The 13,776-nt window shown below is 73.9% G+C and carries 13 protein-coding genes; 7 read left to right on the top strand and 6 right to left on the bottom strand.

The annotated features are described in order from the left end of the window. Positions 1-532 precede the first annotated feature (532 nt). The gene (locus B0I31_RS39490) at positions 533-1,540 is read right to left on the bottom strand and encodes an alpha/beta hydrolase (protein ID WP_245950800.1); all 1,008 of its coding nucleotides are present in this window, start codon (positions 1,538-1,540) and stop codon (positions 533-535) included. Positions 1,541-1,618: 78 nt separating this feature from the next. Between B0I31_RS39490 and B0I31_RS39485 the strand changes: the two genes are divergently transcribed. The 4 genes from B0I31_RS39485 to B0I31_RS39470 all read left to right on the top strand — a co-directional run bounded on the left by B0I31_RS39485 (position 1,619) and on the right by B0I31_RS39470 (position 4,280). Beyond that, positions 1,619-2,188 (top strand): TetR/AcrR family transcriptional regulator, encoded by a 570-nt coding sequence (locus B0I31_RS39485; protein ID WP_106620503.1) that lies wholly within the window; start codon positions 1,619-1,621, stop codon positions 2,186-2,188. Between the two features lie 2 nt (positions 2,189-2,190). Beyond that, on the top strand, positions 2,191-2,466 hold the full coding sequence (locus B0I31_RS39480; protein ID WP_106620502.1) for a hypothetical protein: 276 nt from the start codon (positions 2,191-2,193) through the stop codon (positions 2,464-2,466). Positions 2,467-2,529: 63 nt separating this feature from the next. Further along, the gene (locus B0I31_RS39475) at positions 2,530-3,495 is read left to right on the top strand and encodes an ATP-binding cassette domain-containing protein (protein ID WP_106620505.1); all 966 of its coding nucleotides are present in this window, start codon (positions 2,530-2,532) and stop codon (positions 3,493-3,495) included. Further along, positions 3,492-4,280: an ABC transporter permease gene (locus B0I31_RS39470; RefSeq protein WP_106620501.1), complete on the top strand. Its 789-nt coding sequence runs from the start codon at positions 3,492-3,494 to the stop codon at positions 4,278-4,280. Before B0I31_RS39475 ends, B0I31_RS39470 begins: the two co-directional genes overlap by 4 nt. Positions 4,281-4,292: 12 nt before the next feature. Here the strand turns inward: B0I31_RS39470 and B0I31_RS39465 are convergent, their stop codons facing one another. The 3 genes from B0I31_RS39465 to B0I31_RS39455 form a co-directional block, all read right to left on the bottom strand. After that, on the bottom strand, positions 4,293-7,475 hold the full coding sequence (locus B0I31_RS39465; protein WP_106620500.1) for an ATP-binding protein: 3,183 nt from the start codon (positions 7,473-7,475) through the stop codon (positions 4,293-4,295). 179 nt (positions 7,476-7,654) lie between these two features. Then, the gene (locus tag B0I31_RS39460; RefSeq protein WP_106620499.1) at positions 7,655-9,334 is read right to left on the bottom strand and encodes an ABC-F family ATP-binding cassette domain-containing protein; all 1,680 of its coding nucleotides are present in this window, start codon (positions 9,332-9,334) and stop codon (positions 7,655-7,657) included. 191 nt (positions 9,335-9,525) lie between these two features. Beyond that, entirely contained in the window at positions 9,526-10,125 is a 600-nt protein-coding gene (locus B0I31_RS39455; protein WP_106620498.1) for a TetR/AcrR family transcriptional regulator, read from the bottom strand. Positions 10,126-10,235: 110 nt separating this feature from the next. On the opposite strand from B0I31_RS39455, the gene B0I31_RS39450 reads away from it, so the two are divergent. The 3 genes from B0I31_RS39450 to B0I31_RS39440 all read left to right on the top strand — a co-directional run bounded on the left by B0I31_RS39450 (position 10,236) and on the right by B0I31_RS39440 (position 12,364). Further along, a complete protein-coding gene (locus tag B0I31_RS39450) occupies positions 10,236-11,066 on the top strand; it encodes an SDR family NAD(P)-dependent oxidoreductase (protein WP_106620497.1) in 831 nt (276 codons plus the stop codon). 84 nt (positions 11,067-11,150) lie between these two features. Next, on the top strand, positions 11,151-11,777 hold the full coding sequence (locus B0I31_RS39445) for a ClpP family protease (RefSeq protein WP_106620496.1): 627 nt from the start codon (positions 11,151-11,153) through the stop codon (positions 11,775-11,777). After that, complete coding sequence (locus B0I31_RS39440) at positions 11,774-12,364, top strand: ClpP family protease (RefSeq protein ID WP_106620495.1); 591 nt, start codon at positions 11,774-11,776, stop codon at positions 12,362-12,364. Before B0I31_RS39445 ends, B0I31_RS39440 begins: the two co-directional genes overlap by 4 nt. A gap of 4 nt (positions 12,365-12,368) precedes the next feature. On the opposite strand, the gene B0I31_RS39435 is transcribed toward B0I31_RS39440, so the two are convergent. Continuing rightward, positions 12,369-12,704, bottom strand: coding sequence for a helix-turn-helix domain-containing protein (locus B0I31_RS39435; RefSeq protein ID WP_106620494.1), 336 nt, complete (start codon positions 12,702-12,704; stop codon positions 12,369-12,371). 158 nt (positions 12,705-12,862) lie between these two features. Continuing rightward, positions 12,863-13,645: a hypothetical protein gene (locus B0I31_RS39430; RefSeq protein ID WP_106620493.1), complete on the bottom strand. Its 783-nt coding sequence runs from the start codon at positions 13,643-13,645 to the stop codon at positions 12,863-12,865. Positions 13,646-13,776 lie beyond the last annotated feature (131 nt).

Genomic DNA, 13,776 nt, shown 5'->3' with positions numbered 1-13,776 from the left:
GCTACGCCAGGTCGGCGGGATGACACGAACCCCTACCTTGAGAAAGTCGAAGTGCATCGCAGCCGCACACGCCCCGGCGCCGCCCGACCCCGCGCCCGCCGGCGACCCCCGGACCGTCCACTGGCACGTCCTTCTTCCCTAGAAGGAGGGCTTCGTGTCATCCCGCCGACCTGGCGAAGCCTTACCGCACGTGTCAAGGGCGGCGCGTCCACCTCTGCCTACAACTTCACTGGGACCGCGCGCCGCCCTTGACACGTGTGGTAACCCGGAGGGAGGTCGGTGGGATGACACGGAGTCCGGACCCACACCCAACGAGAGACGAAGGCGTAGTTGGGGGTCATCCTGCTGATCTGCCCGTCCGGCGAGGACGCTTTTCAAGGCTTTTCAAGCTTTTCGAGCCCTTGCCCGTGCCCCCCGCCGGGCAGTCGTTCGACCATCTCGTCCAACCGCGCCGCCGACGAACGGCCGCAGCAGGCGCGCCGGACCCGGTGGTGGAGGCTGCTCCGGCGCGGACTCCCCCACCTCCACGAGGTCAGTGGCGGTCATCGTGCTCCTTCGCCACCACGTCGCCGGTCACCGGGACGACGTGGTCCCGGAGGAACCCGGCGATCTCCGCCCGCGCGGCCTTGGCCCGCGGCACCACGCCCGGCATGCTGAGGAACCCGTGCGGCGCGCCGCGGTGCTCGGTGAGCCGCGCGGGCGTCCCGGACTCGCGCAGCCGGTCGGCGTAACGGCGGCCGTGATCGGCGACCGGGTCGAGCGTCGGCACCACCACGAGCGCCGGCGCCACACCGCTCAGGTCGTCGGCGTGCAGCGGCGAGAGCGCGCGGGGGTCCGTGCCGGGCGGGACGGCCAACCGGTGGAACAGCCGCATCTGCTCGGCGGTCAGGGTCGGGCTGTGCGCGTGCCGCTTCATCGAGGCGTGGTCGAACGCCTCCTCCGTCAGGTCGGTGACGGGGTTGACCAGCACCTGCGCCCGCACGGGCAGGCCGGCGTCCCGGGCGCGGATCGCGGCCAGCGCGACGATCAACCCGCCGGTGCTCTCGCCGAACACCGCGATCCGCGTGGGGTCGACGCGCCAGTCCGCCGCGTGCCGCACGACGTGCCGCAGCACGTCCCAACCGTCGTCCACGCCCGCGCTCAGTGTCGTGTCCGGCGCGAGGAGGCGGTGCTCGACCGAGACGACGAGCGCGGGCAGCCGTGCGGCGAGGTGGCTGTTCACCCAGTCGGATTGCGCCGCCGTGCCCACGAAACCGCCGCCGTGCACGTGCAGCACGAGCGGCAGGTCGCCGCTGCGGTGCGTCGGCCGGTACACCCGGACCGGGAGCACGCGATCGGGCAACGCCACCTCCTGCCACCGGATCTCCGCGTCGCCGTCCGGGAACCCGGTGACCACCCGGAGCAGCCGGGACGACCGCTTGCGGTTCTCCGCGTCGCGGAAGGCGGCCAGCTCCTCGGCCGTCATCGCCGACCAGTCCGGTTCCCCGCGCAGGGCGCGCAGCAGCCGGACGCCCAACGGCGGGCGTTCCACGTCGTCCATGTCCCCCTCCTCGACCATCACAGTTTCGCTACCAATGGTAGCGATACCGATGGTAGCGCAACTCGTTATCGTGGAGCCATGACCCGGGAGACCACCTCCGCCAAACCGCCCGGCCGCCCTCGGGCCGGCATCGACGCGGAGGTCTTCGCCGCGACGCTGAAGACCGTCCACGAGCTGGGCTACGCGGGCGCGACGATGGACCGCATCGCGGCGGCGGCGGGCGTCGCGAAGACGACGATCTACCGCCGCTGGCCGTCGAAGGGCGCGCTGATCACGGACTGCCTGGTCGACACGTTCGGCCCGCTGCCGCCGATGCCGGGCAGTCGGGCCGAGTACCTCGCCGCGGCCATCGACCTGGCCGCGACGAAGATCGGCCAACCGGGGGTCGGCGCGGCGTTCGCGGGCGTCTTCGTCGACGCCGTCAGCGACGCGGGCCTGCGCGAGATCCTGTCCACCCGGTTGCAGGCGCCATACCTGCGTGCGCTGCAGGACGCGCTCGGCGAGCCCGAGGACCGGATCCTGCTGTTCGTCGACATCACCGTCGGCACCCTGCTGCACCGGATGGGCATGACCGGCGCGCCGATGGTCGAGGCCGACGTCGCCGCGCTGACCGAGATGATCCTGCGGCACTTCGCCGAACGGGCCTAGCCGTGGCCGGACGTCCCGACTCCGTCGACTGGCACGCCGTACCGGGCGACCCGCACCGCTACGAGCCCGACGTGATCGAGCCCGGCCTGCGCGGGCTCGCCGAGGCGACCGGCCTGGTGGCGGCGGGCGGTCACGCGGTGCTCGGCGACGTGCGCTTGGAACTCCCGGTGGATCCCGGCGGGACGGAGGTCTGCGTGCGGCTGTTCGACGTCGAACCCGGTGCCCTGCCCGCGCGGGCGGTGCTGCTGCCCGCCGGGTGCGGTCGAGGGGTGCACTGACGCCGGCGGCGCTGAAACCGCGGTGAAACCGCCGTGATCCGGTGCGGCGGCACGGTGCACCGCATGACGAACCTCCCCATCGAACCCGCGATCGCGGTGACCGGGCTGCGCCGGTGGTACGGCCGCCACGTGGTGCTCGACGGCATCGACCTGCACGTGCCCGAAGGCACGATCTTCTCGTTGCTCGGACCCAACGGCGCCGGCAAGACCACCGTGGTGCAGATCCTGTCCACCCTGATCCGCGCCGACGCGGGGCAGGTGCGGGTCTGCGGTCACGACGTGGCACGCGCCCCGGACCGGGTCCGCGCGGCGATCGGCGTCACCGGCCAGTTCTCCGCGGTGGACGACTACCTCACCGGCGAGGAGAACCTGCTGCTGATGGCGGACCTGAACCACCTGGGCAAGGCCGAGGGACGGCGGCGCACGGCGGAGCTGGTCGAGCGGCTCGGCCTCGGTGACGCGGCGAAGAAGCCGGGCGCGCTGTACTCCGGTGGCACGAGGCGGCGGCTCGACCTCGCCATGGGCCTCATGGGCGACCCGCGGGTGATCTTCCTCGACGAGCCGACCACCGGGCTCGACCCGCGCAGCAGGCGCGACCTGTGGCGGATCGTCCGCGACCTGGCTGCCGGCGGCGTGACGATCTTCCTCACCACGCAGTACCTGGAGGAGGCGGACCAGCTCGCCGACCGGATCGCCCTGCTCGACCGCGGCAGGCTCGTCGCCGAGGGCACCCCGGCCGAGCTGAAGCGGCTGGTGCCGGGCGGTCACGTGGAGCTGCGGTTCGCCGACGACCGGGCCCTGACCGCCGCCGCGGCCGCGCTGGACGTCGTGCCGGACCGCGCCGAACTGGTGCTGAGGGTGCCCGGCGACGGCGGCGTCCGCTCGCTCAAGGCCCTGCTCGACCGCCTCGACGCCGCCTCGGTAGAGGTGGACGGGCTGGCCCTGCGCACACCCGACCTGGACGACGTGTTCTTCGCCGTCACGGGCCAGGCGTCCGACCAGACCTCGGGGGAGGTGACCGCGCGATGACCGCGATCACCCTGGCCGTCCGCGACTCGACCACGATGCTGCGCCGCCAGTTGCGGCACATGTCCCGCGCCTGGTCGGTGACGCTGATGCTGCTCGCCGTGCCGATCGTGCTCCTGCTGCTGTTCGTCTACGTGCTCGGCGGCACGCTCGGCGACGGCCTCGGCGGGTCCGGCGGGCGCGGCGCCTACGTCGACTACGTCACGCCCGGCATCCTGCTGGTCACCATCACGGGCACCGTCCAGGGGACCGCGATCTCGGTGGCGCTGGACATGACCCAGGGCATCATCGCCCGGTTCCGGACCATGGCGATCGCGCGGGTGTCGGTCCTGACCGGGCACGTGCTGGGCAGCGTGCTGCACACCCTGCTCAGCCTCGCCGCCGTGCTCGGGGTGGCCGTGCTCGTCGGCTTCCGGCCCGACGCGACCGCGGTCGAGTGGCTGGCGGCGGCGGGTGTCCTCACCGCGACCACGTTCGCCCTCGTGTGGCTGGCCGTCGCGATGGGCCTGGTCACGACCAACGTGGCGGCGGCGAGCAACCTGTCGATGCCGCTGACGCTGCTGCCGCTGTTCGGCAGCGGGTTCGTGCCGACCGACTCGATGCCGACCGTGCTGCGGTGGTTCGCCGAGCACCAGCCGGTCACGCCGATCATGGAGACGCTGCGCGGCCTGCTGCTCGGCACGCCGATCGGTGACAGCGCGGTGATCGCGCTCGCCTGGTGCGCCGTGATCGCGCTGGCCGGGTACGCGTGGGCGAAACGGCTCTACAACCGGGACCGCACCCGCTGACGGCGCCCGGTCTCAGCGCCGGTCCGGGCGTTCGCGCAGCAGGTCCAGTGCCGCCGCGCGGAGCCCGGCCCGGTCCAGGGCGGCGTAGGACGACACCGCGTCGTCGTACGCCGCCCGGTCGGCGTTCACGGCGTCCGCCCTGGCCGAGGCGGCGGACATGGTCGGCTGGAAGTTGCGCAGGAACCCCGACCGCTCGGCCAGCGCGATCATCCGGGCCGCCGACCGCGCGAGGGCACGGTCGCCGGTCCGCCGGGCGCGGGCGAGGTCGGCCGTGGCGGTGGCCAGCAGCAGGGTGCCGCGGAGGGAGTGCTCGACCAGGTACGGCGGCGGGTTGACCGGCGGGTCGGTCAGCAGCCGCGTCAACGACCCGACCAGCGCCCCGGCGACGTCCGCGACGAGGTCGAGCCGGGCGTGCCGGGCGTGCGCGACGACGGCCACCGACCGTGCCTCCACCACCCACGGGTCCAGGTCGGGCGGGACGCCGGTGGACGTGAGGGAGTCGGTGTCGCGGACCCGGTCCACGGCGCGGCGCCACAGCCGCAGCCCGGCGTCCACCTCGCCGCGGGCGAACCGCACCTCGCCCCGGATGCCGAGGTCGTAGCCGACCGACTTGGCCTCCTGCTCGTCCAGCACGACCCGGCTGAGCCCGTCCAGCCACCGCTCGGCCTCGTCGGTGTCGCCGAGTTGCAGGTTGGCCAGCACCAGCCAGGACCGGACACCGGCCGCGTCGGCACGGGCACCGAGCCGTTGGAGCACCGGCAGCGCCGCGACCAGGTGGTCACGCGCCTGCGCGCCCTGTTCCCGGTGCAGGCACAGCTCGGCGGCGCGGCCGTGGGTGATCGCGCTCAGCCACGGCAGGTCCCGGTCGGTGAACACGGCGAGCGCCTTCCGGGTCGCCTCCAGCGCCGCGTCGAGGTCGCCGACGCTCTCCCAGTGGTAGCCGGCGAGCAGGTTCGCGCCGCCCGCCAGCAGCGGTTCGGTGCTGCCGCACAGCCGTCGCAACTCCACCGGGTCGCCCAGCGCGCCGATCACCCAACCGATCGCCCGGACCACCGTGTCCGGCCGCGCCGGGCCGAGCCTGCGCAGCGCGACGACGGCACGCACCGCCCGCGGCCCGGCGGAGCTGAACGCGTGCCCCACAGCCACGGTCAGGGCAGTGCGGGTCGGCTCGACGTGGGCCGGTTCCGGCCGGTAGTGGGACAACGTCCACGAGGTCTGCCGGATCAGCGCGGTGAGCCGCGGCGCGTTGGACTGCACGGTCCACGTGCCGCCGAGCACCGCGACGACCGCCGCGACCGTGGGCCGGTCGTCGCGGTGCAGGGCCGTTCGGAGCGCCTGGAGCAGGTTCTCCTGCTCCGCCTCGACCGCGGCGACCGTGTCGTAGGAGTCGAAGACGCCCTCGTGGTGGGCCGAGCCGAAAGCCCGCGCCCACCCGAGGAACGCGGCCGTCACGTCGTCGCCCTCCCCCGACGCCGACAGCCGCGCGGCGCTGAACTCCCGGACCGTCTCCAGCATCCGCAGCCGCGTACCCGCCGGTGTGTCGAAGACCTTGAGCAGCGAGTGGTCGACCAGGTGCTCCAGCACCACGAGCACGTCCACGTCACGCGCGGGCAGCGCGTCCAGCAGCACACGCGCGGAGTCGGCGGTGAACCCATCGGTGAACACCGACAGGGCCCGCATCGCCGCCCGACCGGCCGGGTCGAGCAGGTTCCAGCTCCAGTCGACCACCGCGTGCAGCGTGTGGTGGCGTTCCGGCGCGTCCCGGGAACCGCCGCGCAGCAGGCCGAACCGGTCGTCCAGCCGCCGGGCGACTTCCGCCACCGACATGATCCGCACCCGGGCGGCGGCCAGCTCGACCGCGAGCGGCAACCCGTCCAGGTGGCGGCACAGCTCCTCCACGGCCGCCGCGGGCAGGTCGACACCGGGCCGCGCCGCCCGCGCCCGCTGCCCGAACAGCTCGACGCTCGTGGCCAGGCTCAGCTCCGGCAACTGGTGGACCGACTCCGACGACAGCCCCAGCGGTGTCCGGCCGGTGGTGAGGACTCGCAGCTCGGCGGTCGCCGACACCAGCGCGCGGACCAGCTCGGCGGCGCCGCCGACGACGTGCTCGCAGTTGTCCAGCACCAGCAGGGACGGGCCGGTGGCGAGCTGGGCCGCGACGGCGGCGGCGAGGTCGCCGGTGCCGGGCCGGGACGCACCGGGTGTCCGGTGCTCGCCGACCCCGAGGGCCATCGCCACCTCGCGGGCCACGTCGTCGTCGGCGACGATGCCCGCGAGCGGCACGAAGGTCACCGTCGGCACCTCGGCCCGGCGGGCGACCGCGGTGGCGAGCCGGGTCTTGCCGAGACCGCCCGGCCCGACGATCGAGGTCACGCGGGACGTGCGCAGCAACGCCTCCACCGCGGCGATGTCGTCGTCACGCCCCAGCAACGGGTTGGGCTCGTGCGCGACACCGTGCCGGACGACGGGCACCACGCCGCGCAGCAGCCGCTGGTGCTCGGCCCGCAGCGCCGGGCCGGGATCGGTGCCGAGTTCGTCGCGCAACGCCCGCCGGTAGGCGTCGTAGCGGGCCAGCGCGGCGGCCGGGCCGACCGTCGCCGCCTCGCACCGCAGCAGTTCGACCAGCACCTCCTCGTCTCGGGGTCGTTCGGCGGCCAGCTCGGCGAGCGGGTCGACCGCCTCGGCGGGACGGTCGAGCCGGGCCAGGGCGAGCGCGCGTGCCCGCACCAGCGCGCGGTGGGTGGCCCGCCGTTCCGCCCGCAGCGCCGTGACGGGATCGTCGGCGTCGTCGTCCGCGCCCGGACCGGCGTCACCCCACAGCGCCAGTCCGGCGTCGGCGTGCGACAGCGCTGCGGCGTGGTCGCCCGCCCGGGAGCACCGGGCGGCGGCCGCGGCCCGGATCAGCACCGCCGAACTGTCCACCTGGTCCTCGGCCAACGCCAGCCGGTAGCCGGTCGGTGTGCGGGCGATGACGTCGGCGCCGAACCGCGACCGAGCCCGCGAGACGAGGATCTGCACCGCCTTGGGCGGGTTCTCCGGTTGCCCGTCCGGCCACAGCCCGTCCACCAACCGCCCGGTGCCGCAGCCGGTGCGCAGGTCGGCGGCGAGCAGGGCGACGAGACCGCGCAGCCGCGGCCCCGCGATCTCCCGGCCGCGGAACGACACCCGTGGGAGCAGGACGAGATCGGGGGCCACGGCCTCAGCGTAGCCACACCGCCGCGATCCGGACCGGCACCGGCCACCTCGATCCGCCGAGGCGTCCTCAGTGGACGGTTGCGCCGTTCACGCGCAGCCTGCGGTACCGTGATCCTGAACGCCGCCACCCCCCGCGATCCCGCGCGCCGAGACCACCCAACCGCCAGGGGCGGCTGGATTCACCCCGTCGAGCGATCAGGTCCGGCAACTTTTCTGCCGACGATTTCGTTGCCGGGAAAGAAGGAGGCGGCGGCGCGGCCCAAGGCCAGCCGCGGCCAGGAGCCCGTGTCGCGCAACAGCTGCCGATCGTGGGTGGCGATCACGACCGCGGCCGGGGTGGAGCCGAGCGCTTCGGTCAGCTCGTCCACGAGCGCGGCCGACAGGTGGTTGGTCGGCTCGTCCAGCAGCAGCACGTGCGGCCGGGCGGCCAGCACCAAGGCCAAGTCCAGCCGCCTGCGGGCGCCGACCGACAGCTCGGCCACCGGCCGGTGCCGGTCGTAGGCGTCGAGCAGGCCCAACGCGCCCAGGCCCGGCCCCGGCTCGCCCGACCGTGCGAGCTGTTCGTCGTACAGCTCCACCGCCGTGCGCCGGCCGGACGGGTCGGACTCCTGACCCAGCCGACCGACGCGCACGGACCGGGCGCGGGCGACCGTGCCCGTGCTCGGCTCCAGGTCGCCCGCCAGCACGGCCAGCAGCGTCGACTTGCCCGCGCCGTTGGGCCCGGTGACCACCAGCCGGTCCCCGGAGTCCAGTGCCAGGTCGACCGGGCGCGCGAGCCTCGTGGCCACGGTCACGCCCTCGGCACGCAGCAGGGTCGCGCCGCCGTGCTCGGGCAGGTCCGGCATGGCGAACCGGGTCGGCGGCGGCGGGACCGCGACCACGTGCGCGGCCAGGTCCTCCTGCCGCCGGTGCACGGCCCGGACCAGGCCGGGCGCGCGGGTGGCCCGCGTGTGCTTGCCGTGCCCCTTGGCGGGCCGCCAGTTGTCGCGCAGCCGGTTCTGGGCCGCGGACAGGTCATCGGCCAGGCGCTGCCGCTCGGCGACCTGTTCCTCGTGCGACGCCTCCCAGCGGGCACGTTCGGCCCGGCGTCCTTCGACGTAGGCGTGGTAGCCGCCGCCGTACACCCGTGGCCGGCCGTCGCTGGACGGGTCGAGGTCGACGACCGTGGTGGCGACGTCGGCGAGCAGCGCGCGGTCGTGGCTGACCAGCACGACCACGCCGGGGTGGGCGCGCAGCCGCTCGGTCAGGTGGTCGAGCCCGCCCGCGTCGAGGTGGTTGGTCGGCTCGTCCAGCAGCAGCACGGCGTGCCCGGCGCCGAGCAGGCACGCCAACCGGACCCGGTGCCGCTGCCCGACCGACAGGGTGCCGAGCGGGCGGGTGCGGTCGTGGCCGGCGTTCAGCGCGGCCAGCGAGACCTCGACGCGCCGGTCGGCGTCCCACGCGTCGAGCGCCTCGGCCTCCGCGAGCGCGGCGGCATAGGTGTCGTCCGCGCCGGGACGGCCATCGGTGAGCGCGACGGTGGCCTCCTCCAAGCGGGCCAGCGCGGCACGCACGGCGGACAGTTCGAGGTCGATCAGGGCGCCGACGGTGTCGGACGGCCCGAGCGGGATCTGCTGGTCGGCCATGCCGAGCGAACCCGCGCGGCGCACTTCGCCGCGGTCGACGGGCAGGTCGCCGGCGAGCACCCGGAGCAGGGTGGTCTTGCCGCGACCGTTCTCGCCGACGACGGCGACCCGGTCACCGGCGGCGGCCACGAGGTCGACCCCGGCGAGCACGGGCCGTCCGCCGAAGGAGAGGTGCGCGTCGGACACGCGGACGTGTGCCGCGCGCACGCGCGCAGGCGAAAGGTGGGACGACATGAAGGGAATGCCTCCGACGAGAAGGTGATGAGCGGGAAGGACGAAGGCCGGTAGCGCGGTCCGCGGTACCGGTGGAGGCGTCGTCCCTCAGAGGAAGTACAAGTGCTGCATCACGTCGGCCAGGGTAGGACAAGCACGGGAGCCGCCGCACCCGAATTCGACCGTGGGTCGCGCCACGGGCGGGTGGCGCCTCAGGGGCGGAACGCGCGCAGTGCGGCGTCGACCAGCGCGTCGGCGAAGTCGTCGTCCAACGGGCCGGAGCGCAGGAGCCAGCGTTGGGTCAACGGCGCGTACAGCATGTCGGCCAGGAGGTCGAGGTCGGCGTCGGCGGCGAGCTGGCCCGCCTCCCGCGCGCCGCGCAGCCGGCGCAGCTTGGCCTCGCGGATCGGGCGCTCCATCTTCTCCCGGTAGACCGCGGCCAGCTCGGGATCGTTGATGATCTCGGTGTTCAGCGCCCGGATCGGCGCCTCGAACCCGGGGTCGGAGAACTCGGCCGCGGTCGCGCGCAGGACCGCCTTGAGGTCGGCGTCGATGTCCCCGGTGTCCGGCAGTTCGATGCCGCCGCCGTCCGGTCGTTCGCTCAGCGCGAGCAGCGAGTCGAAGACCACCGCGCCCTTGGACGGCCACCAGCGGTAGATCGTCTGCTTGCCGACGCCCGCGCGCGCGGCGATGGCCTCGATCGTCAGCTTGGCGTACCCGACCTCGCCGATGAGGTCGCGCGTCGCGGTCAGGATCGCGACCCGGGACCGCTCGCTGCGACGGCTGCGGTCCGGCGTGGTGCTGGCGGCCATGTCGGCACTCTACTCGGAAACGAGACGGTCCGTCTTGACTCCGGCTCGGTGCCGTGCCACAGTATGCCGCATCGAGACGAGACGTCTCGTCTCAGCTCTGAGGAGATGGCATGACACGCGCACACACCGAACCCCGCACCTGGTTCATCACCGGCGCCTCGCGCGGACTGGGTCGGGCGTTCACCGAGGCCGCACTGGCGGCGGGCGACCGGGTCGTCGGCGTCGCCCGCGACATCACGCCGCTGGCCGAGCTAGTCGACGGGTCCGGCGGCAGGCTGGTCGTCTTCCCGCTGGACGTCGCCGACCGGCAGGCGGTCGTCGCGGGCGTGGAGCGGGCCCACGCGGCGTTCGGCCGGCTCGACGTCGTCGTCAACAACGCCGGCGGCGCGATGCTCGGCATGCTGGAAGAGGTCACGGAGGAACAGGCCCGCGCCCACCTGGACACCAACTTCTTCGGTGCCCTGTGGGTGAACCAGGCGGTGGTGCCGCTGCTGCGGGCCCAGGGCTCGGGCCACATCCTCCAGGTGTCCTCGATGGGATCGGCCGGCGGTTTCGCGTCGACCGGCCTCTACAGCGCGGGCAAGGCGGCGCTGGACGCGATGAGCGAGGCGTTGGCGATGGAGGTCGAGCGGTTCGGGATCAAGGTGACCATCGTGCAGCCCGGCGGCTACGAGACCAGCCTGTTCACCCGGGGCCTGACCATGACCGAGGAGAACCCCGCCTACGCGCCGCTGCGGACGTGGCTGCAGGAGCTGTGGGGAGAGTCGGAGGACAGCGACCCGAAGCTCGCCGCGGCGGTCCTCCGGCAGGTGGTCGACCTGCCCGAGCCGCCGAAGCGGCTGATCCTCGGTGGCGCCGCCTACGACATGGTCGGGCAGCTGACCGGGGCGCGGACGGCCGAGCTCGCCAAGTGGGAACACCTCAGCCGACAGGCGGGCTGAGGCGGCCGTGGGTCCTGCTGAGAGCTGATCTGCTCACAGCGGAGAAACCGGCGGACGGCACCGGGTCGTCGGCATGGTCGGTGCATGACCGACAACGACAGGCACCGGCTGTTCGACCACCGGCTCCGGGAACGGTTCCTCGCCCAGCGGGTCCTGGTCCTCGACGGCCCGCTGGACGACGACAACGGCACCGTGCTCGCCACCCGGATGCTGTCCCTCGCCGGCGAGGACCCCCACAAGGACATCGCGCTGTGGATCCACTCGCCGGGCGGCTCGGTCCCGGCGATGCTGGCCATCCGCGACGTGATGCGGCTCGTGCCGTGCGACGTGGCCACGCTCGCGCTGGGACTGGCGTGCAGCGCCGGGCAGTTCCTGCTGTCCGCGGGCACGCCGGGCAAGCGCTTCGCCCTGCCCCACGCCCGGATCCTGATGCACCAGGGCTCGGCGGGGATCGGCGGGTCGGCGGTCGAGGTGGAGGTGCAGGCGGACGACCTGCGGTACACCCGCGACACCGTGCTCCGGCTCATCTCGGAGGACACCGGGCAGCCGATCGACCGGGTCTTCGCCGACTCGCTGCACGACCGGTGGTTCACCACCGGGCAGGCGCTCGAGTACGGCTTCATCGACCACGTCGTCACCGGCCTCGACCAAGTGGTGCCCGTGCGCACGCACGAGCTGGGGCTCGGCTCGAGGATCGGAGTCCGCGCGTGAGCACCTACACCATCCCCAACGTCATCACCCGCGGCCTGGGCGGCGAGCGGATCATGGACGTGTACTCGCACCTGCTGTCGGAGCGCATCGTCTACCTCGGCACGGCGATCGACTCCGGCGTCGCCAACGCTCTCATCGCCCAGTTGCTGCACCTGGAGGCGGACAGCCCGGAACGGGAGATCAACCTGTACATCAACAGCGAGGGCGGCGACCCGTCCGCGATGCTCGCGCTGTACGACACCATGCGCTACATCAAGGCGCCGGTGGCGACGACGTGCGTCGGCCAGGCCGTCGCGGCGGGTGCGGTGCTGCTGGCCGCGGGCGCGGCCGGGAAGCGGTTCGTGCTGCCCCACACGCGGGTCGTGCTGCACCAGCCCGCGGCGCAGGGCCGCGGCACCATCCCGGACCTCATCCTGCAGGCCGACGAGGTGGTGCGGGTGCGCACGCAGCTGGAGCGGATCCTGTCGGCGCACACCGGCCGCGATGTCGACCAGCTGCGGCACGACACCGACCGGGACCGCGTGTTCGACGCCGCGGGTGCCGTCGCCTACGGGCTCGCCGACCACGTCCTGGACCACCGGGCCTGAACCGTCAGGCCGCCATGAGCACGGGTCCCGCCGGGCGCCTGCCGACCGCGGGGCCCGTGGCCCGGCGTCGTCGGACCTCGCCCGCGATGTCGGCGAGCAGGTCGCCCAGCTCCACCCCGAGCGCGCCGGTGACCGCGGCGATCATCTCGCTGGACGGCTCCTTGCGCCCGCGTTCGATCTCCGAGAGGTACTGCGGCGAGATGCCGGCCCGCTCCGCGATGTCGACCAGCCGGCTGCCCTGCTCCTCCCGGGTCGCCCGCAGGTTCCGTCCCAGCACGACCCGCCACAACGGCTCCGGCTCGCGGGTCCGCTCCTGGTGGAAGGGAAGGATGTCCGCCATGGCGCCATCCTGACACCGGTGGCCCCCTCGGGGGACCGTGGTTCCGCTCCTGGCGGACAACCACCGTGCCGCGACCGACCCTGGCGGCACGGTGGTCCGGGTGGCAGGCCCGGGACCCGGCGCTGCCACTCGTCGGCGCTGATCGGGGCGCAGGCTCGTCAGCGACGGCGTTGAGCCAGCGCGGCCTCCGGGCTGCACGGCTTCTCCAGCGGACCCAGGTCGCGCCAGTTGAGCGACCACACCAGGACCTCGCCGCCGACCCGACGACCCAGCACGCAGTCCTTGGTGCCGTGGTTGTCCGCGAGCAGGGCCACGCCGACGTCGGAACCGTCGACGTGCACCAGGACCTGCGGCGGGATGCGGGCGAGGTCCGTCTCCGGGTCGACCTGCGGTGCGGGCAGGCCGGTGGCCAGGGCAGTGCGCACTTCCGCTTCTCCGGGCGTCACGGGCAGCGCGCCGAGGGTGGCTTCCAGGGCCGGGATGTGGTCCGGCGGGATGTCCCGCCTCGGCAGCGGCGGCGGCGTGATCGGGGTGGCGTCGGCCGGGCAGGTGACCCGGTCCGGCTCGGCGACGGCGCCGTAGTAGTTGAAGTCGACCTGGTAGCAGGCGTCGAACGCCGGTGTCCGGTGCCAGCCGCCCTCGAACGCGTCGCGGTGGATCCGCCAGACCAGGCGTGCCCTCGGGTCTTCGAGGTCTTCGTGCGCCAGGTCTTCGGCCCGCAAGACGCTGAAGCCGGCCGACTTGCCGAGCGTGGTGCCCAGCGCGGCCCGGGCGAAGCCGGTCGCGTCGGACTGCGGCGGGTAGCCGATCGCGTCGGCCAGGGTCGAGGACTGCCGATCCGTCTCCGCGTCGCCTTCCTCCCCGACACCGTCCAGCACACCGCACGACGCGAGCAACAAGCCCGCGCACACAACCGCCACGACCCGCGGCAAGCCGACCATGGGGACCACGTTATCGACGCCGGCGGCAGGCCCGCATGAGTAATTCCACGCGCCGCCGCTCACCGCTGCAACCCAACCCCCGGCGCGCCCCCGAGGGAAGCTCCGACTGCCCGTCTGGCCGCCCTCCCGGT

Origin of the sequence: Saccharothrix carnea (genome assembly GCF_003014735.1) — a bacterium.
Lineage (GTDB): Bacteria > Actinomycetota > Actinomycetes > Mycobacteriales > Pseudonocardiaceae > Actinosynnema > Actinosynnema carneum.
Note: the sequence above shows the minus strand (reverse complement) of the source record. Positions and strands in the feature narration are given on the sequence as shown.